This window comes from Methylomonas paludis (assembly GCF_018734325.1).
GTDB classification, from domain to species: domain Bacteria; phylum Pseudomonadota; class Gammaproteobacteria; order Methylococcales; family Methylomonadaceae; genus Methylomonas; species Methylomonas paludis.
Map to the genome: position 1 here is coordinate 1,128,408 of NZ_CP073754.1, position 19,094 is coordinate 1,147,501.

Here is a 19,094-nt window from a genome sequence, read left to right on the forward strand (position 1 = left end):
CCCTGGCGGAAATTGTCAATGTAGTTGTCGCCTCGACGTTTAAATCTTAAGCGGCATTTTTGTTCTGAGTTGTCTCCTCTGTATTAGGTTTACTGTTAGTCACTGGCTTATCAGGATTAAGGTGGACTGCTTGGATGCAATCCCAATTCCGCGTGTTACCAGTCCATCGCTTCGGGTTTCGATCACGGGCAGCCTCATAAACGGCTTTACGCTTAACCAGTAGGCCTTGATCTAAGCCTTCATGGCGTTGCGCTGGCGTGACAAACCGGATGGCGCTGTGGCGATGCTCGTGGTTGTACCATTCCACCAGTCTCGTTACCCAGTCACGAGCATCCGTCACCTTTGCAAACGGCTTTAACGGATAGTTTGGCCGGTATTTTAAGGTCTTAAAGAGCGATTCTGAGTAAGGATTGTCGTTGCTAACCGAAGGCCGACTTAACGAGGGCATGACACCGAGTTGTTGCAAGGTTGCCAGCATGGTAGCGCCTTTCATGGGGCTACCGTTATCAGAGTGCAGTATCAGCTGTTTGGGCTGTATCCCCTCACGATGGCACAGGTCACGTAACAATTCGCCTGCCAAGGTACTGCTTTCCTCTTCAAACACCTGCCAACCCACGATCTTTCGGCTGAAAATATCCACAAACAGGTAAAGATAGAAAAACTGTCCACGGATTGCTGATGGCAGATAGGTAATATCCCAGCTATAAAGTTGGTTAGGTACGGTGGCACAGAGGGCACGCGGTTTAGTGCGGGATTGAGCAGGGCGTTCACTGCGACGGTGTGCCAATTGGTTTTCTGCTCGCAGTACGCGATAGAATGTCGATTCAGAAGCCAGATAGCGGCCTTGATCGGCCAGCCGAGGTACGATCTGACTCGGCGGCAGATGCCCAAATTCATCGGAATTGGCAACAGCCAACACCTCGGCTCGCTCCATGACGGTAAGCTTATGCGGCGGTTGATATTCACGTAATGGACGTTGATCACAATGAACGGTCTCACCGGTCTGCCAGCGCTGCAAGGTGCGTTCGCTTAAACCCAGCACTTCACAAGCTTGGGCTTGCCGCGCACCCGCTATTATCGATTCATTCAGTAAAACAATTACTTGCTTGCGCTCTTCGTGGGCAGTCATTCGACCTCTCCCCCCAAGAGCGCTCGGAACTTTTTTTGCAGAACCAACAGCGCGGCGGCTTCTGCTAAGGCTTTGTCTTTGCGTAACAACTCTCGCTCCAGGGTATGAATTTCCGCTTTTAGGGTATGCACTTCACCTTTTTCAGATACGCCACCCTGACGACAGAATTCAGCTTTCCACTGCTCAAGCTGATGAACGAATAACCCTTGTTCACGGCACCAGGCATTCAAGTCTTCCCCGTTCAAGCCATAAGATTTCTGTAACGCTGAGAGACGTTCTTCAGGACGCCAATCATCAGGGCGTTTCGATTTCGACGGTAGATCTCGGGAGTTATGCAATTTAGCTTTTTTCATCCATGTTTTTAGGGTTTGCCAGCAAACGTTCAAGTCCTTCGCAATATCCTGAATCGATTGGTCGTTTCCACGGTTGTAAACTTTTCTCAGAGCTTGCTCTTTGAAGTCTTCAGAATACCTTGTATATGTTTTCATCTCTAATCTCAAATTTTATTGGCTTTAAAAATTTGAGACGACAACTAGTCTGACGCGGGGGGCTGGTGTTCCAGATTCAGAATCAGTTTACCGGCTCATCACAAATTTACTTGACCCCATCGAATATCCAGCAGAGGAACTGGCCAGTCTGTATCAATCAAGATGGCAAATTGAAACCACTTTCAACGAAATGAAAACAACCCTGAAAGGTGCTGATAGAGTGTTACGCAGCAAAACGCCTGAATTAGTCAAACAAGAGTTTTGGGGATTGCTTCTCGCGCATCACATCGTACGCAAAGTAATATTGGAAACCGCATTAGTACATGAGCAAGAACCTGATTACCTGAGTTTTAAAAATAGCTTATCCATTATCCGAAGGAAACTGCCCCATAGCGGGGCATTCCCCCCTAATCAATTCCAGGATTGGTGGTCGAAAATGATTGAGCAGGTGGCATCAGGTCTGATTACAAGTTGCAGAGGGCGATCAAATCCTCGTTGTGTTAAACGACGAACCAAACAACATCTGCCTCGACAGAGAAATGAAGCTCTTAATCAATGTTATAACTGGAAAATTGAAATCGTAAAGTGAACAGCATTGGGTCTGTCCCCTTTTTTTGCCTTTTTTGAAAGCCCAGGTACAGCGCTTTTTTTAAGTTGGATTTTATGCACACATTTTGCTGTAAATTTAACCGGAATTTTGAGCTTGGTGTTGACGAATAAGGCTTTATGATGCGGTTCGTTCCTCACCACATCCTACCGGGCTACAGCCATACCTATAGCATTATGAAGTTATTTCACTTTACTAAAAAAGAGTTTGCGCTCTTGGCGATACGTGATCAGCGGCTTAAGGTTGCGCAGATTGATAAGCTTAACGATCCGTTTGAGTTTCGCCCATATCTACATCCAGATGAAAATGAAATAGATATGTTCAATAGATTTAAACAATGGGTTAGTGAACGAACTGGGATACTTTGCTTCTCTAGGAAGTCGGATAATCCTGTGCAATGGGCTCATTATGGTGATAGTCATCAAGGCGTAGCGTTAGAGTTTTGCGTTAATGACGACAACGTTTGTGAAGTGAAATACTCGTGCGAGCCGGTACGAATTGATCTTAAAAAAGGGCGTCAGGATGGGGGGTTTTTAGATAAAGATTACGGGGATATATTATTGGAATTGGCAACTACGAAGTGGGAGCAATGGCAGTACGAAAATGAGGTCAGAGTTTTCTGTCCTTTTAATGAGTGCCAAAAAGTAGATGATCTATGGTACGAATCTTTCGGGGCGAATATGACTCTCGTTGGTATAGTCATTGGTTATAATTGCCACCTAACGGATGAAGTGATTAAGAGTAACTTACCACCTAATTACCAAATATCTGTTACGCGTGTAGAACTGGATTTCAGTTCTTTCAAGGTAGTCGAGACTCAGAAGTATACTATCAAAGACCCTGGACAAGCGGCCAAACCGAGCCAAAACGCTCAAGCAACTTAATGAAGCAGCGAAGTATGATACATGGTTACAACAAGCCAATGAGCAAAACTTGGGGGCTTGTCTTTATATGCAGCTATGAAAAATTTACACTAAATATCATTCTTATCTGATATTATCTCTAAGGCTATTGTTTTTTATAGGATATTTAATAATTGCGGATATATCTATCAATGAACCATAAGTAACGGAGAATTGATCATGAACCCAAGATGTTTAGATATAAATCAGCCCGGTGGCTTGGGTGTATGCTTTGCCGCTTTTATGGCCACGGGTATAGGCGGCATTTGCGCTATTGGCCTAAAAGGCGGGCAAAAAAAGCCTTGCATGAAGACCGTTATTGCAGAAGGCCGCGCTAGGCGGCTAAGCAGTGACTGGGGGATTCCCTTAGTCTTGTTGTTGTGTCTGGGTATTTTGTACCAACCAAACGCATATGCTGAAGCTGCATCGGACACCGTGGCTGCCGACTCTTCTGCAGTCAAGAACAGCTATCAGCCCGCTTCGATCCTTGCTCTGCCGGAATTGCAGTGCAAACTGTATCCGACCGGGGGCGATCCAGCTTCTGAAGGCGTCCCTGTATATACTGATGATGATGGTTATGCCAGGTTTTATGCGGTGCGGGCGACTACCAGCGGCGCGGTGCGGTCCTTGATTTTGGATTGCACAGACCCGGCCGGTAAACCAAGCACATATTCTGTTGACTTAACCGCTGAAAATACCTTTGCGCCGCGCCCGGTCAATCTCGCCAAAGAGCGCGGCACTGACCGTCCGGCATTGCAAGATGACCCGCTCAGTTATACTCAGTCCGAACTGATCGAGTCCGGTTACGGCCTTAGGCCAGATCCGGGAGATACCGCAGCCTATGCCCGTTGGTTGGCATCCGCTACCAAATCAGGGCGCATGTTGGAGGCCAAACGTCCCAGTCTGCATGATTACACAGTCACCTCAAGTCAGGCGCCAGCCTGGGTCGGCAGCGTACTGACCGGCAAACCAAACTACATTTCTACCGATGCAAACTTTAATGTTCCCACCGCGCACCCCGGCGGAGACCAGACTACCAAAACGGAAATCGCCATTTGGAATGGTTTGGGCGGATTCGGCACGGGTTCCGGGCTGATTCAGGGCGGAGTGAACCTATATACAACCCCCACCGCTGCCAGCTACGGCAGCTGGCGGGAATATTGTTGCGGCAACGCTGACAGCAATGGCTACGGTGGCGCTTTTGTACCCAAGCCCGGTGATGAGATATTTTCGCAAGAGTGGTATTGTGATGCGAAGGGCAACCTCAATCTCAACGGAGGCTATGGCTGCACCTACCTTCATGATCTGACTTCCGGTGCGATCCTGAGTTGTACTTTAGCTGCCGGCAAGCCCTGTTGGTCGGTAAAGGCGCTCCCCCTCTGCTCGGCCAGCCCCAAAACGGCCAATTGCATGACAATAGGTCGTGCCGCGGAATTTGTGATTGAGAACCAAAGTCCTCAAGTATCAAGTACGTCAACGGCATTCACGGATTTTACCCCACAAGTGACTATGACCGGTTCAGCCTATAGCTCGCAGACCAATAAATATTCACAAACGGTCAATAATGATTCTACGGTCTCTTTATTGACCGACTTCACCAAGACCACGACTCACATTGTCGTTACTCTTGGCTCAGCCGCCCAGACCAATTTCAGCATTGAGCCGGGTGAGACTTCCTATCCGCTATACTGCCAGGGTCGACTTATTACCAGTACGGCACCGACACCTTTGACACCGTTCAAATGGTCAAGCAGGAGCGCCCACGCGGTAGCTCCAGGCCCTGGCCAATGTGCGTGGGCCGATCGTGTGCCTCAGGGGGCGGAGATAAACAAATCCGGCGGTAACCTGATTTCCGGGTATCTTAATCAGGTTGCCAATTTGCCTGCCGGAAAATATGCCGAGATTGGTGTTTACAGAGACACCAACGCCGACAATGATTTGGTGGTTACAAAAATCGTCGGTATTGTAAAACCTCCGTTTTCCTCCAGCACCACATTGCCGTAATACCACGGCTGGTGATGGGAATTATGTGGTGGTTCTAAATGCGGTAATTTAGCCTAAGGTAAATGACGGTCTTTGATATCAGTTGCTCGAAGTTTTGGTGGATTGCCTAACGGCAAATCCACCTTTAGCTGATATGCCTTTGGGCTTTTTAATTTGACCAAATCGCAACTGCTCAATATGCTGGAGATGCGTTGTTTTTGTCACAAGTGAACTTTTCTTGCAATACAGGGTAGAGCATAGAAGGCTCTAAAGTGTGTATTCCAGTCAAAAAATGACTTTTTCCTATAGCTCTAAGCCCCCGCCAAGTCCATAATATCTCGATTTCGTTGCGTAAAAACCGCCATGAGTCTTCGTTACCAGATTATTGTTCGCATTTTGCTGTCCGCCCTGTGCATTTTGCTGCTGGGTGGGGCGATAGGCATCTGGCAGGCGCGTCAGGCTGTGCAGAAAGAAGTTGATTCTTCGGTGCATCTGGCCTTGCAGCTGATCAGCCTGAGTCTGGCCGATCAGGCCGGGGCGTATCAACTGGATGATTTAGCCCGTTTAAGTGCGTTGCAACAAACCCGCCATCTTAGTATTCATTTACAAAAACCGGATGGGGAAAGTCTGCATTTTCCCGGTGAAAGCCAGCCCAGCCACCCGGAAAAAATGCCGCCGGCCTGGTTTGTGCGCTGGGTTAGCGGCGATTATCCGCAAGTGACTCATCAGCTTAAAACCCGTGACGGCCAAATGCTCAGCCTGATTATTGAGCCGCAGCCGCTGGATGAGATTACCGAAGTCTGGGAAGAGAGTCTGGGCTTTTTCGGTTCCATCACTTTATTGACCCTGCTGACTTTTCTGGCGGTTAATCTGGTGCTCAACAAATCCTTAACCGCCATCAGCGGTATCGTGGCGGCCTTACGCGCCATCGAAACCGGCCAATACCAGCAGCAATTGCCGCGCTTTATCACCCAGGAGTTTGACAGTATCGCCAAAGCCGTCAATCATTTGATGGCCGAATTGGAAAAAGCCCGCCAGGAAAACCGGGAGCTGGCCCAGCATTCTTTGGCGATTCAGGAAGAGGAACGCCTGCGCCTGTCGCAGGAGTTGCATGATGAATTTGGCCAGTCCCTTACCGCGATTAAAGTCATGGCTGTGACTGCCCAGCACCAAAACGCCGATATTACCAAAATCGGCCCGGCTATCAGCGATATTTGTGATCATTTGTTGGCTGAAGTGCGGGCTCTGATGCAGCAGCTGCACCCGCTGGTGTTAACCGATCTGGGGCTGAAAGCCGCACTGGAGGACATGATCAGCCACTGGTCGGAACGTCATCCCGGTCTTCATTTACAGCTTAATTGCAGTGATAGCGTGGATAAACTGGATAAAACCATGAGTATTCAGGTGTTCCGCGTTATTCAGGAATGCCTGACCAATGTGATTCGTCATGCTCAGGCCAGCCGGGTGCAGATTGATTTGCAGCTTTTGCAGCATAAACTGCAGCTTAAAGTGCAGGACAATGGTATGGGTTGCGATTTATCCGCTCTCAGCAAAGGTTTTGGCCTGCTGGGCATGAAAGAGCGCATCAAATCGCTGGATGGCAACTTCCGGCTGGAATCGCAACCGGCCGCCGGTTTCAGTGTTATTGCCCAAATACCGCTGTCATGAGTATGCCGATTAAAATTTTGCTGGTTGATGATCACGTGGTGGTGCGGGCCGGCTTCCGCATGTTACTGGCGACTGATGAGCAAATGCAGGTGGTGGGCGAGGCCGGTCGCGGTGAACAGGCCATCCAGCTGTATCAGGAATTGCAGCCGGACATCCTGGTGATGGATTTATCCATGCCCGGTATCGGCGGCCTGGAAACCATCCGCCGTGTCATTCAGCGCCATGCTCAGGCCCGGATTCTGGTTTTTAGTGTGCATCATGAACAGGTGTATGTGCAGCGCGCGCTGCAGGCCGGCGCCCGTGGTTATATTACCAAAAACACCGCGCCGGATACGCTGTCCAAAGCCATCCAGCAGATTATGCTGGGCAAATCTTATGTTGAACCGGGTTTGATCAAACCCAGGCCGGATGATATGCCGCACAGCGACTATAACGCCGTTATTGCCCAGTTTACCCCACGGGAGTTTGATGTGTTCAGCCTGCTGGCGCAAGGCTTAACCGTACACAAAATTGCCGACCAACTGTGTTTGGGCCAGAAAACGGTTGCCAATTACGCCACTCAGGTTAAAAAGAAATTGCAGGTGGAAACCACTACAGAATTGGCACATCTAGCGGTTAACCTGGGTATCAAAGTTCAGTAATACAAAAAAAAGCCGCGACACACGGTGCCGCGGCTTTTTTAGCCATCAGAAGCTGATCCAGGCGGCCACCTAATAAGGTCGCGACCGGTCAAACAGCTTTAGATAATGGTTACTTCTTCAGCTTGTGGGCCTTTAGGACCGCGACCCAGTTTAAACTGTACGCGTTGACCTTCATCCAAAGTGCGGTAGCTGTTGTTAGGGTTCAGAATGTTTTTGAAATGTACGAATACATCTGGACCTTGTTTTTGTTCGATAAAGCCGAAGCCTTTGTCAGAGTTAAACCATTTGACGGTGCCGGTTACCATTGTAGTAGACATGAGATAAGTCCTGTAAAAATTTTAGATATAAAAGCCTTAAAAAGCTAAGGCGGGTAGAGCTGGTAAATGTGGAAATTACTTAATGAAAAACACAGGACGAAGAACTAAAGACGAGACGTCGAAATGATAAACAGTGGTAAATCGTATTTTCTAGCTGGAACCCATTGTAGGCTCATCAGCTGCATTGTCAATGTTTTTCGTATAAAAATTATGGATTTATGTTATTTAGCTGCTAAAACAGACACCTAGCCCACCCAAGCCGCAATATCCCTGCGGATTTTTGGCCAGATATTGCTGATGTTCATCCTCTGCATAGTAAAACGGCATCGCTTCCAGGATTTCTGTGGTGATTTCGCCAAACCCGGCAGTATCCAAACGGCTTTGATATTGCTGCTTGCTCAGATCCGCACCTTGCTGCTGAGCATCGTTATCGGTGTAAATGGCAGAACGGTATTGGCTGCCGATATCATTACCCTGGCGCATACCTTGAGTGGGATTATGTGATTCCCAGAACACCGCCAATAATTCCTGGTAAGAAATCTGCACCGGATCAAAAATCACCAGCACCGCCTCGGTATGGCCGGTCAGGCCGGTACAAACTTCGTCATAAGTGGGGTTGGGGGTAAACCCGCCGGCATAGCCCACGGCGGTACTATACACGCCCGGCAGTTGCCAGAATTTGCGCTCAGCACCCCAAAAACAGCCCAAGCCAAACACCGCCTGATCCAGATGAGCAGGGAAGGGCGGCACTATAGTCCGGCCCGAAACAAAATGTTTAGTTACCGTTAGAATCGAATGATTCCGGCCCGGTAGCGCTTCCTCGGCAGTGGGTAAGCGGGTTTTTTTAAAGAGAAAACTCATAAACACGGCTCCAGAGTCGAATGATGGGTGGCAAGGGATTATAATCTGCCTAAACTGAAATCGTTCAGCCCTAATCAGCAAGCAGCATACCCGCTTGCCGGTTAAATTGCAGCAAATTCCGTTTCGCTTGCACTCAGCAGGCCGAACAATTTTCACAATACTTTAACAAGCTTTAACTCTATGAAACAACAAGATTGTCTCCGCAGGTTTTTATTCGAAGATTTTGCCGTACGTGGCGAATGGGTGCGCTTGCAGGACAGCTTTCAGCAAGCCAAGCAACATCAGGTCTTGGCCAGTGCCGCGGTCGAGTCTCAGTTGGGTCAGGCCCTGGTCGCAGCGGTATTACTCTCCGCCACTATCAAATTTAACGGCTCTCTGATTATGCAAATTCAGGGCAGCGGCGAATTAAAAGCCCTGGTCGCCCAGTCCAGCCATGACCGGAAAATCAGAGGTCTGGTACGCAGTGATGAGCAAGTCAGCGGGAATAATCTGCAGGAAATGATAGGTGAGGCCGGCCGGTTGGTGATTACCGTAGAGTCGGAAAATGCTGAACCCTATCAAGGCATCGTCGCGGTACTGGCAAATAGTCTGGCTGAGGTGTTGCGGGGATATTTTCGCCAGTCCGAGCAACTGGATACCCGCTTATGGCTGTTTGCCACCAGTACTCACGCCGCCGGCTTATTCCTGCAGGAACTTCCCAGCGATAATCATGACCAAACCGATTGGGAGCGCATTGAAATCCTGGCCTCCAGTATTACCGCCGAGGAAATGCTGAATCTGGATTGCGAAACATTATTACACCGCCTGTTTCATCAGGAAAAAGTCCGCCTGTATGATCCGGAACCGGTAGAATTTAAATGCAGCTGTTCCAGAGCTAAAATCAGCACCACGCTGGCGGCACTGGGGCGTAAGGAATTAGAATCCATTTTAATCGAGCTGGACAATATAGAAGTGGATTGCCAGTTTTGTGGCGCCCAGTATCGCTTTGACAAAATCGATGTGGAAGCCTTGTTGGCCAATCCTGGCGGCGATGTCGAAATCAACAATAAGTCCACCTTGCACTGAGGGGCAATATGCAAACAAAATTAAGCCGTTACTCGCGGCTATTATTCATTTTTGGTTTACTCAGCACTATGACCGGCTGCCTGTACTGGATGCGTGCCTATCAAACCTATTTGCAAATGGACGAATTTGACCGGTATTTCGCTATCTATGCGGCAGAGGACTTTACTGTACATTTTAAAGATCCAAAACTGCTGAGCGAGGATTTTGTCTCGCTGGCCAAACTGCATGCCAGCAGTGAACAAACAATCCCCGACGGCAAGCTCTGGCATTATGTGTTCCGCAAGGTCGATAAAGACAATAGGCTGATTAAACCGGAAATATCCTTTTATTTTGATCTGCGCTTCAATAAATACGACAAAATCAGCGACTGGACTTTTTCGCCCTTATTTCTGCAAATTGCCCCGCCGGAATTTCTGGAAGCCTCGTTCCGCTCTCTGGGTGGCGCGGAAATCAACGAAGCCAAACAGCAACTCAAAGCCAAAGCCGAGTTTGCTGAAAAAGTCAGCGCCGAGTTACCCAAAAAAGCCAAAGTGGTCAAACAACTGGGTGAACCGCTGGAAATTACCGTGGAAGACAAGCAGGAAGTGTATTTTTACAAATTTATCCTGGAAACCCACGATATCGAAGAAGGCTACGAAGATCGCGCCATCAGCGAAGTTCGCCTGACCTTCGACAAAGCCGATAACGAGCTGGTGAAAATGTCCGGCCGTTTCGCCGGCCTGAAAATAGCCATCGACTACCGCGACTTCAAGGAACAGGACGACGAAACCATCGCCAAGAAATAAATGTATGCTGGTGTGGGCATGCAATCATGCCCACGCGCCTCCGTTGATTGGCACATCATGCGCTGTCATCTGCATCGGTAAATTCACCTCACCTCACCTCACCTCAGCCCAGTCGCAACAAAGTTGTTTTATTGACAAGCAAGTAGTATTCTTCAATCGTCTAAATTCTGTTGAGAAACGAGGACATGATTAATGCAAAGCTACGAAACTGACGTAATAGCCTGGGCAAATGAACAAGCGGCCTTGCTTCGTTCTGGCAGGTTTGATTTGCTCGACCTTGAACATATTGCAGATGAGATTGAAGATGTGGGTAAAAGCGAGCGGCGAGAGTTAAGAAATCGTATGGCAGTTTTGTTGGCCCATTTGTTGAAATGGCAGTTTCAGCCGGAAAGACGCTGGAAAAGCTGGCAACGAACCATCAAAACCCAACGCAAAGAGATTGCCGATTGTATTGCTGATACATCCAGTCTCAAAGTGGATGTTATCAACCCGGAATGGTGGGAAAAAATCTGGGCCGATACCTTAACCATTGCCACAAAAGAAACGGGATTTGATTTTGATACTTTTCCGGAACAATGTCCGTGGGGGTATCAAGAAGTCGTCAATTTGGATTTCTGGCCGGAATAAATAACCCGCAAGTTTTAATTAAAAACCATAGGATGCTGCCGTTAGGCGCATCAATCGCGTTATTCCGTCCATAATTTTAATTGGCAAAATACCCGCTCACCCCACGCCAATATGCTTGGGTGCCAAAATAAACAGCCGCCCCGTCGATTTCATAATCCCGGCCATTTCCCCGGCATTGGGGCCTTGACCCCAGTACACATCCCCCCGAATCGCACCTTTGATGGCGCCGCCGGTATCCTGTGCCATGACCAGGCGTTGCAGGCGCTGATTGCCGGCCGGATGCTCGGCGTCCAGCCATAAGGGCACGCCTAAGGGCAGATAATTCTTGTCCACGGCCAGGCTATAACCGGCGGTTAATGGCGTATTCATGGTGCCCACCGGGCCTTCACCCGGATCGGCGTTGGTCAGTTTAAAAAACACTACGGAAGGATTTTTTAACAGCAACTGCCGACCCTGTTCCGGATTTTGTGCTATCCAGCTGCGGATGCTTTGCATGGAAATCTGTTCCCGCGGGATATAACCGTTATCCACCAGCCATTTGCCGATGGCGTAATAGCTGCGGCCATTTTTGCCGGCATAGCCCACGCCTTGTATATGACCGTCTTCCATAATCACCCGGCCCGAGCCTTGTACTTCCATAAAAAACGCATCCACCTCATTATCCACCCACAATAACTCGGCATGTTTACCGGCCAGTGCACCGGCGGTAATTTCGGCACGATCATAATAAGGCACCAAATTACCCTGGGCATAGCGGCCAATTTGCGGCCCCTGTTTCACCAGGTCGTTAGGTATGCCGTAAACCGGCACATTAAAACGCGCCGTTTTCCGGTAAGAGCCGTGCAATTCCGGCAAATAATAACCGGTGAATAAACCCTCAAAGCTACCGCTATTGGCCAGCGCATAAGGCCGGAACCAATGTTCAAAAAAATGCCGTTCGCTGCCGCTGGCTACCGGGATTTGACACAGGTTTTTCCAGTCGCCCACTCGGCCTATTTCAAAAATACCGCCCAATTTTTTCTCATCCGCCTGTTTGCGCCAGACTTGGCAAGAGCGTTTGAACGAGGCATAAGCACTGGCATGATCATTATTATGCCAGCCGGGCAGGTTATGAAATTCGGCAGGATAGGCCAGCACTGTGCTGTCGTTTTTCAGCCGGATAGGTGCGCCCAGCCGGTAAGGGCTGCTGGCGGTAGCAGTGGTGGTGGGTAATTCCGGTTTTTTCGGCGCTTCACTACAGGCATTCAGCAGTAATGCTGTTGCCAGCCATAGCTCATAGCGCTTAAATCCATGCTTGATTGCTGGCATAATCACTCCAGATACGTTTGCCAAAGCCGGGTTACCTCGGCGCGCTGCTGACTAAATTCGGTATTATCGGCACTGGCCGGTAAACCCTGTAATACTTGATGATGGCCATAATCCCGGTAACTGCAGTAAGCCTGTTTCAATAGTGCCGCGTCGGCTGCCGGGATAAAACCCTGGCCGCTTAGCGCTGCCAGCAAACGCACCACATCGGAATAAGTGGTCAGTTCCGGCTGGTGGGCGCTTTGGGCCAGAATGCCGAACTGTACTATAAACTCAATATCGGCTATACCACCCGGACTCTGTTTTAAATCAAAGTATTTAGACGGGCTTTTTAATTTATTTTGGCGCATTTTAAGGCGCATGTCATGCACCTCGGTTTTCAGGGTCTGATAATCGCGATTTAAGGTCAAAACCTGAGTGCGGACAGTGTTAAAGCGCTCGGCCAGTCTGGTATCGCCGCAGATAAACCGGGCTCTGACCAGGGCCTGATGTTCCCAGGTCCAGGCTTGATGCAGCAGGTAATCGGCGTAAGCCGCTACCGGCATCACCAGCAATCCGGAATCACCGTTAGGCCGTAAGCGTAAATCCACTTCGTACAATATCCCGGACAACATTTTGGTATCAAGAATATGCCGGATTTTCTGAGCCAGCCGTAAATAAAACAGGCTGCTGCTAATCGGTTTTTCGGCCTGAGTCGGGGCATTTTCGTCGCCAATATCATGCAAAAACACCAAATCCAGGTCAGAACCGTAACCCAGCTCAATGCCGCCGAATTTGCCATAGGCAATCACGGCAAAATTTTCCGGATCTTCACCGCTGCCGGCTGGAAATCCGTATTGCCGGCCCAACAGCCGCCAGGCACTGTTCACCACTTGTTCCAGTATCACTTCGGCGATCCAGGTCAGGTAATCACTCACCACCATGACTGGAATCACCCCCATAATATCGGCTGCCGCCACCCGCAACACATTCAGGTGCTTGAACTGGCGTAACACGATCATCAATTGCTCGCTGTCCGGTTGCTCCAGTTTATCCAGTTCGCGTTGTAAGTCCCGGCGTAAATCCTCTTTATGCAAAGGCTCGTACAAAGTCCTGGCATCCAGCAGCTCATCAAACAGGATGGGGTAATGAGCCAAATATTCGCAAATCCAGACGCTGGCCGAGCACAGCTTTAATAACTGGGTCAGCGAATCCGGATTTTCCGCCAATAAAGCCAGATACACATTGCGTCCGGCTATGGCCTCAAACAAAGTCAATATCCGGTTTAGGGTGACCTGCTGATTATCCAGTTTCACCAGTTCGCCCAGCAAAGCGGGCAGTAGGCGCTGCAGAGCCGCCAAGCCCTTGCTGGACATGCGCTTGATGGCGGTTGAGTCTTTAAATGCCACCAGCTCGGCTAATAACCAGTCCGGATTGGCAAAACCGTAGTCGGCCAACAATTCCATCGCTTGCGGATCATCTGTGCTGCTGGCCCATAACAACTGGGCAGTGTGCTGTTTGCTGTCCTGATCGGTTAAGGAAAATACCTGATCAAAAATCCCATGTACGGTATGTCTCACGCAATCCAGTTCGGCTTTAAAACTGTCCCAGTCGCTAAAATCCAGCGAAAATGCCAAAATCTGTTGGGCCAGATCAGTGGTAGGCAAATCGTGAGCTTGTTTATCCTGATAGGCCTGGATGTGATTTTCCACCCGGCGCAGGAAGCGATAGGCGAATTTCAGTTTGGCTACTTCATCTTCCGCCATTAACGCCAGTTCAGCCAGCACCGTCAGTACTGTTTGAATCTCGCGCTGCTGTAAAGCCACATCCTGGCCGCCGCGTATCAACTGAAAAGCCTGGCCGATAAATTCCACCTCGCGGATGCCGCCCGGCCCCAGCTTGACATTTTCCAGCCGGTCCTTGCGCTTTAACTCCTGCATGATCTGAAACTTTAAACCGCGCAATTCTTCAAAAGCGCCGTAATCCAGATAGCGCCGGTAAACAAACGGCTTAATCAGCGTTGCCAATTGTTTGCCGCTGACAAAGTCCCCGGCCACCTGACGGGCTTTTATCATGGCATAACGTTCCCACTCACGCGCCTGAGTCAGGTAATAGTGTTCCATGCCCTCAAAACTCATCACCAGCGGGCCGCTGTCACCAAAGGGTCGCAGGCGCAAATCGGTGCGGAACACAAAGCCGTCTTCGGTTATTGCGTCCAGCATTTTCACCATGCTCCGGCAAATCCGGGTAAAAAACTCGCAGTAACTGATTTCCTTTTTCTCGGTCAGTACCCCATCCTCGGCGTAAGCCAGAATCAGATCGATATCCGAAGAAAAATTCAGCTCCCAGGCACCCAGTTTTCCCATGCCCAGTACCACCAGATTAAACGGCCGGCCATCAGCCAGACGCGGCGTACCCCAGCGTAAACAGGCCTGCTGATAAGCAAAGTTCAAAGCACTATCAATGCAAATTTCCGCCAATCGGGTCAAATCGGCCAGGGTTTCATCAAGGTCGGCCCAACCGGCCAGGTCACGCCAGGCAATGCGCACCATTTCCCGGCGCCGAAACAGGCGCAAGGTTTTGGCCAATTCCGCTTCACTATTACAGTGTTGGCTGGATAGTTGCCAATCAGCCGCATACGTATCCCGGCGTTGCTCGGCATATAAATCTCCGGAAGTAAGCAGCTCCACCAGTAAATCCGGCTGGCGCAGCCAGGTATCAGCCACAAACCGGCTGCTGCAGCAAACTTTCAGAATTGATCCGGCAAATAATGGCTGATCATCCAGTAGTGAAATCAAGCGTTCAGTAGGGATTTTTTCAGCCAGGCGCTGACAAAAATCCACCGCCAGGCCCTGCAAGGCCGGTGGTAAGGGCGGTGAGTATTTAGAAAGGGCAGTAAACAAAGTCATAACAGCGCTACAATTAAATAAAGCCCATGCAAAGCATCTGGCCAAACATTAATCATGGCACAAAATTGGGGTTTTTAAAGCGGATGGATGAAATTATCATCCTAAGGTTCAGGCCGGGGGGATAGCAAAATGTCAAACACCTTGCGAAGTTTTGGCGGATTGCCCGACTTAGCACTAATCCCCCAATGTTGACTTAATTACATCGGAAGATACCCAGTTATGAGTTGTATTGAGCATATCAGCCTGATGGCTAACTATAACAGCTGGATGAATGCCAAACTGTATTCCGCAGCCGGACAATTAGCCACGGAAGAATTGTTGGCAGATCGGGGCGCATTCTTCGGTTCAATTCTGGGTACACTCAACCACATTGTGGTTGCCGACACCATCTGGCTCAAACGTTTTGCCGCACACCCCGGCCAGCATTTTGCGCTTGAACCGATACGGCAGTTGCCGGCTCCGGTAAGCCTTGACCAGTTATTATGTACCGACATCTCATCGCTTGCGGAACGCCGATATTGGCTGGATGCTATCATCACCACCTGGACTCAGTCCCTGACAGAAACCGACCTCGATCACATCTTACCCTACACCAACACCAAGGGCATTCCGGCGGACAAAGTCTTTTTCAGTTTGCTCATGCATTTTTTCAATCATCAAACCCATCATCGTGGTCAAGCCACTACCTTGCTGTTTCAGCTGGGTATTGATGTTGGCGTAACAGATTTGCTGGCGTTGATTCCCAATCAGGTCGCGTAGGGCGTTTTCGCAATAGCAAAACCCCAAACGGCCTATTCGGCATCAAATATATCAGACAGCTGGTCGGCATCTAGAGCTTTGTCAAACCAGCATTCAATATCGGCTAATGAAGCCGTTGCTATTTTGGCGGTGATTTCTGCCGGGATAGGACTAAAGCGTTTGGCTAGCAGTTTTTGCAGGGATAATGTTTCACCTTTTTGCAAGCCTTTCTGCATACCCGTTTGTATGCCTTTTTCTATACCTTGCTCCAAACCTTGTTCCAAACCTTGTTCCATGCCTTCAGCTTTATAGGCCAAAGCCCATTCTTCCAGTTTTTGTGCCAGCATAGTATTCAGCTCCTGTAAATCATGTACTTGGGGAAGTAAGATAGCGTATTCCGGTTTGCGCATCAAGGTGGCTCTGATCCATAGCGCAAACATGCGGCGCAAATCGGGACGGTCACTAAGCCAGTCGGTGAGCATGGTGATCAGCTGCTGCATGGCCTGCGGGCTGCCGGGATGTTCGATACGAAATACTGCCGCCACCAGATTTTTTAAAGACGCCAAGTCGCTGTCATTATAGGCGTTTTCGTCTATCAGCAGGTATTTGGCTTTGGGTTTAAATTGTTCAACCAGACCGGGAACCGGTGGGATTAAGTCAAAAATATCGGTAGCGGCTGTCCAGCGTGGTTGGCCGTTATACAACACAATCGGCAGGATGGGTGGTAATAAGCCGTCACTCAGCACTTCCCCGCTTTTGATCAAATCCTGGTAAAGCAAGCCCTGATAAACCATCATGCGCAGGCTCATATATTTATCAACGCTGCTTTGAAATTCGATCAGCAAATACAAGTACAGCCATTGGCCGCCGACTTTGATTTTCCACACCACATCGTCTTCGCGCTGTTTAAAGTCTTCAGAGACATAACTGCCGGGGACTTTTTCCAGCGTTGAATAATCCAGGGAATGTAGCCACTCATCAGGAATAAATCCCAATATCAGGTCTCGCACCAGTTCCGGTGCAGAAAACAAGGCTTTATAGCTGCTGTCGTGGTCTATGCTCATGGCTGGTAGAACTTAAGGGGAGGGGATTGCAAAACAACGGCAAGTGGCTGTCTTACAATCGGCTTTAAATTTACATCATACTTTAAACGTTAGCTACTCTGTGGTAGTGTATAAATAGCTACAAAAATTGCCTCCAAGGAATAATACGCAGCTCATAAAATCAAATGCTGATAATAGCGTGCAGGGTTTTGTGTACCAATTATTCTGTCTTCTCAATTTATGTTACCCGGTTTATGTCTATATGAATTTGTGCGCATCAAACAAACCGTTAATTAAACACCCAGTTATCCTAATATAAGGAGAAAGATAATGAGTAATTTCAGATTCAAAAGCCTGGTTCAAATTTTTACAGTGTTTCTTGCAGCCACATCGCTGGCTATGGCCAACCCCGTTACACCAGCTCCTAATCAATATGTATTGCACAACGGCAAGTTACATGTGACTTATTCCACGACAGGAATTGATGGTAAACCACACTTTAATTATCAGGATGGGCAGAATACGCTCAACTTCAGTGGCGACGAAATCAGAGCAGTCGGAACCGAAATTGGTACACTGGTGACCGTGACGACTGGGATCACCGTCGATACCGGTTCAACCTCATTTACGGTTTTGATTCCACGGATAAACCTTGACTCAACGCTGGAAGCCAGTATCAGGACCCAAGCCATTACCACCCAGCATAAATTCTCGGTTATTCCAGAGCTGAACCGTGGCCAACTCGATACTTATAAATATATTGGACTTCTTGGTACCGCTAGCTTTGTGAATTTTTAACTGCTTTTTCAGGGTTATAACTGCTGTGGTAGTCTACGCTCATGGCTTAAATGTAAGTTAAGCCGCAGGGTTTGTGTGTTAATTTTGGTTTGAGACAGCTGCTGATTTCTTCTCATCATGACCACCAAACTGCTTTCTCATCGCAGACTGCAACCGGTTGGCATAGTCGGCATCGCCGCGCGAGGCAAAACGCTCGAATAGCGCTGCGCTAATCACTGGAGTCGGTACGCCCTCTTCAATACTCGCCAGTACTGTCCAGCGGCCCTCGCCCGAATCCGACACCCGGCCCGAAAATCCGGCTAAATCGGCATCCTCGGCCAAGGCCGCCGCTGTTAGATCAAGCAGCCAGGAGGCCACCACACTACCGCGCCGCCAGAGTTCAGCGATTTCGGGCAGATCCAGCTCATACTGGTAAAACTCCGGATTGTCCATAGGCGATGTCTCAGCATCGCTATCGTGCGCATGTTTGCCGATATTGGCATGGCGGAGAATATTCATGCCTTCGGCATAGGCCGCCATCAGTCCGTATTCGATGCCATTATGCACCATCTTGACGAAGTGTCCGGCTCCGTGCGGGCCGCAATGCAAATAGCCCTGCTCGGCGGTAGCGTCGACTTTGTTCCGGCCAGGAGTGCGTGGTGCAGTCCCCGAACCGGGCGCTAGTGTGGCAAAGATCGGGTTCAGGTGTTTGACTATGTCCGGCTCGCCGCCGATCATCAAACAATAGCCGCGTTCCAGACCGGCTACGCCGCCGCTAGTACCCACATCCACATAATGCAGGCCTTTTTGCTGCAATTCCGCTGCCCGCCTGATATCATCGCGGTAGTAGGAATTGCCGCCATCAATAACGATATCGCCTTCCTCAAGCAGCGGCGCCAATTGCGTCAGCATTGCATCGACTATCGCCGCCGGTACCATCAACCAAATTGCGCGCGGCTTGGTCATGCGGGCGATAAGATCCTGAAGAGAAGCTGTCCCGACAGCACCTTCGTCCTGGAGTTGCTGGATGGCTGCAACATGACGGTTATAGACCACGCATTCATGTCCGCCCTGCATGAGTCGCCGCACCATATTGCTGCCCATTCGTCCGAGGCCTATCATACCGATTTGCATCATGAGTCTCCTTGTTTGTGGGAGAGGATTCCCGTCGCGCCTGGCACTAGGGGAGAGTGGTGTTATTGGCGACATGACTAATATCTGCATGCCGGTTTAACAGTTAAACCATACAATACCGATTACCGCAAATCAT

16 protein-coding genes and 1 pseudogene are annotated in these 19,094 nt (G+C 49.3%); 10 read left to right on the top strand and 7 right to left on the bottom strand.

The window, feature by feature from the left end:
* Window positions 1-46: 46 nt before the first annotated feature.
* Window positions 47-1,617: pseudogene (locus KEF85_RS05200) on the bottom strand (IS3 family transposase).
* A gap of 118 nt (window positions 1,618-1,735) precedes the next feature.
* Between KEF85_RS05200 and KEF85_RS05205 the strand changes: the two are divergent.
* The 5 genes from KEF85_RS05205 to KEF85_RS05225 all read left to right on the top strand — a co-directional run bounded on the left by KEF85_RS05205 (window position 1,736) and on the right by KEF85_RS05225 (window position 7,418).
* On the top strand, window positions 1,736-2,206 hold the full coding sequence (locus KEF85_RS05205; protein WP_281413709.1) for a transposase: 471 nt from the start codon (window positions 1,736-1,738) through the stop codon (window positions 2,204-2,206).
* A 194-nt stretch (window positions 2,207-2,400) separates the two neighbouring features.
* A complete protein-coding gene (locus KEF85_RS05210; RefSeq protein ID WP_215583637.1) occupies window positions 2,401-3,108 on the top strand; it encodes a DUF2971 domain-containing protein in 708 nt (235 codons plus the stop codon).
* Window positions 3,109-3,306: 198 nt separating this feature from the next.
* A complete protein-coding gene (locus tag KEF85_RS05215; protein WP_215583638.1) occupies window positions 3,307-5,130 on the top strand; it encodes a G1 family glutamic endopeptidase in 1,824 nt (607 codons plus the stop codon).
* Window positions 5,131-5,472: 342 nt separating this feature from the next.
* Entirely contained in the window at window positions 5,473-6,777 is a 1,305-nt protein-coding gene (locus KEF85_RS05220) for a histidine kinase (protein ID WP_215583639.1), read from the top strand.
* Window positions 6,774-7,418 carry a response regulator transcription factor gene (locus KEF85_RS05225; RefSeq protein ID WP_215583640.1) on the top strand — a complete coding sequence of 215 codons (645 nt, stop codon included), beginning with the start codon at window positions 6,774-6,776 and terminating at the stop codon, window positions 7,416-7,418. The genes KEF85_RS05220 and KEF85_RS05225 overlap by 4 nt, the downstream gene beginning before the upstream one ends.
* 98 nt (window positions 7,419-7,516) lie before the next feature.
* Here the strand turns inward: KEF85_RS05225 and KEF85_RS05230 are convergent, their stop codons facing one another.
* Window positions 7,517-7,735, bottom strand: a complete 219-nt coding sequence (locus KEF85_RS05230) for a cold-shock protein (protein WP_281413689.1) — start codon at window positions 7,733-7,735, stop codon at window positions 7,517-7,519.
* A 225-nt stretch (window positions 7,736-7,960) separates the two neighbouring features.
* Entirely contained in the window at window positions 7,961-8,596 is a 636-nt protein-coding gene (gene msrA / locus KEF85_RS05235; RefSeq protein ID WP_215583641.1) for a peptide-methionine (S)-S-oxide reductase MsrA, read from the bottom strand.
* Window positions 8,597-8,776: 180 nt separating this feature from the next.
* Here msrA and hslO point away from each other — a divergent pair, with 180 nt between their 5' ends.
* The 3 genes from hslO to KEF85_RS05250 all read left to right on the top strand — a co-directional run bounded on the left by hslO (window position 8,777) and on the right by KEF85_RS05250 (window position 11,073).
* Entirely contained in the window at window positions 8,777-9,661 is an 885-nt protein-coding gene (gene hslO / locus KEF85_RS05240) for an Hsp33 family molecular chaperone HslO (protein ID WP_215583642.1), read from the top strand.
* A gap of 8 nt (window positions 9,662-9,669) precedes the next feature.
* On the top strand, window positions 9,670-10,446 hold the full coding sequence (locus tag KEF85_RS05245; protein WP_215583643.1) for a hypothetical protein: 777 nt from the start codon (window positions 9,670-9,672) through the stop codon (window positions 10,444-10,446).
* 192 nt (window positions 10,447-10,638) lie between these two features.
* Window positions 10,639-11,073 (top strand): DUF29 domain-containing protein, encoded by a 435-nt coding sequence (locus tag KEF85_RS05250; RefSeq protein ID WP_215583644.1) that lies wholly within the window; start codon window positions 10,639-10,641, stop codon window positions 11,071-11,073.
* 96 nt (window positions 11,074-11,169) lie between these two features.
* On the opposite strand, the gene mltA is transcribed toward KEF85_RS05250, so the two are convergent.
* Both mltA and glnE read right to left on the bottom strand, forming a co-directional pair.
* Window positions 11,170-12,381 (bottom strand): murein transglycosylase A, encoded by a 1,212-nt coding sequence (gene mltA / locus KEF85_RS05255; RefSeq protein ID WP_215583645.1) that lies wholly within the window; start codon window positions 12,379-12,381, stop codon window positions 11,170-11,172.
* A 2-nt stretch (window positions 12,382-12,383) separates the two neighbouring features.
* On the bottom strand, window positions 12,384-15,266 hold the full coding sequence (gene glnE, locus KEF85_RS05260; RefSeq protein WP_215583646.1) for a bifunctional [glutamate--ammonia ligase]-adenylyl-L-tyrosine phosphorylase/[glutamate--ammonia-ligase] adenylyltransferase: 2,883 nt from the start codon (window positions 15,264-15,266) through the stop codon (window positions 12,384-12,386).
* Window positions 15,267-15,512: 246 nt separating this feature from the next.
* Between glnE and KEF85_RS05265 the strand changes: the two genes are divergently transcribed.
* Complete coding sequence (locus KEF85_RS05265) at window positions 15,513-16,025, top strand: DinB family protein (protein ID WP_246535046.1); 513 nt, start codon at window positions 15,513-15,515, stop codon at window positions 16,023-16,025.
* A gap of 32 nt (window positions 16,026-16,057) precedes the next feature.
* Here KEF85_RS05265 and KEF85_RS05270 read toward each other — a convergent pair whose 3' ends face one another.
* Window positions 16,058-17,068: an Rpn family recombination-promoting nuclease/putative transposase gene (locus KEF85_RS05270; RefSeq protein ID WP_215583648.1), complete on the bottom strand. Its 1,011-nt coding sequence runs from the start codon at window positions 17,066-17,068 to the stop codon at window positions 16,058-16,060.
* 309 nt (window positions 17,069-17,377) lie between these two features.
* Between KEF85_RS05270 and KEF85_RS05275 the strand changes: the two genes are divergently transcribed.
* Window positions 17,378-17,845, top strand: coding sequence for a hypothetical protein (locus tag KEF85_RS05275; protein ID WP_215583649.1), 468 nt, complete (start codon window positions 17,378-17,380; stop codon window positions 17,843-17,845).
* A 78-nt stretch (window positions 17,846-17,923) separates the two neighbouring features.
* On the opposite strand, the gene gnd is transcribed toward KEF85_RS05275, so the two are convergent.
* Entirely contained in the window at window positions 17,924-18,961 is a 1,038-nt protein-coding gene (gene gnd / locus KEF85_RS05280) for a phosphogluconate dehydrogenase (NAD(+)-dependent, decarboxylating) (protein ID WP_215583650.1), read from the bottom strand.
* Window positions 18,962-19,094 lie beyond the last annotated feature (133 nt).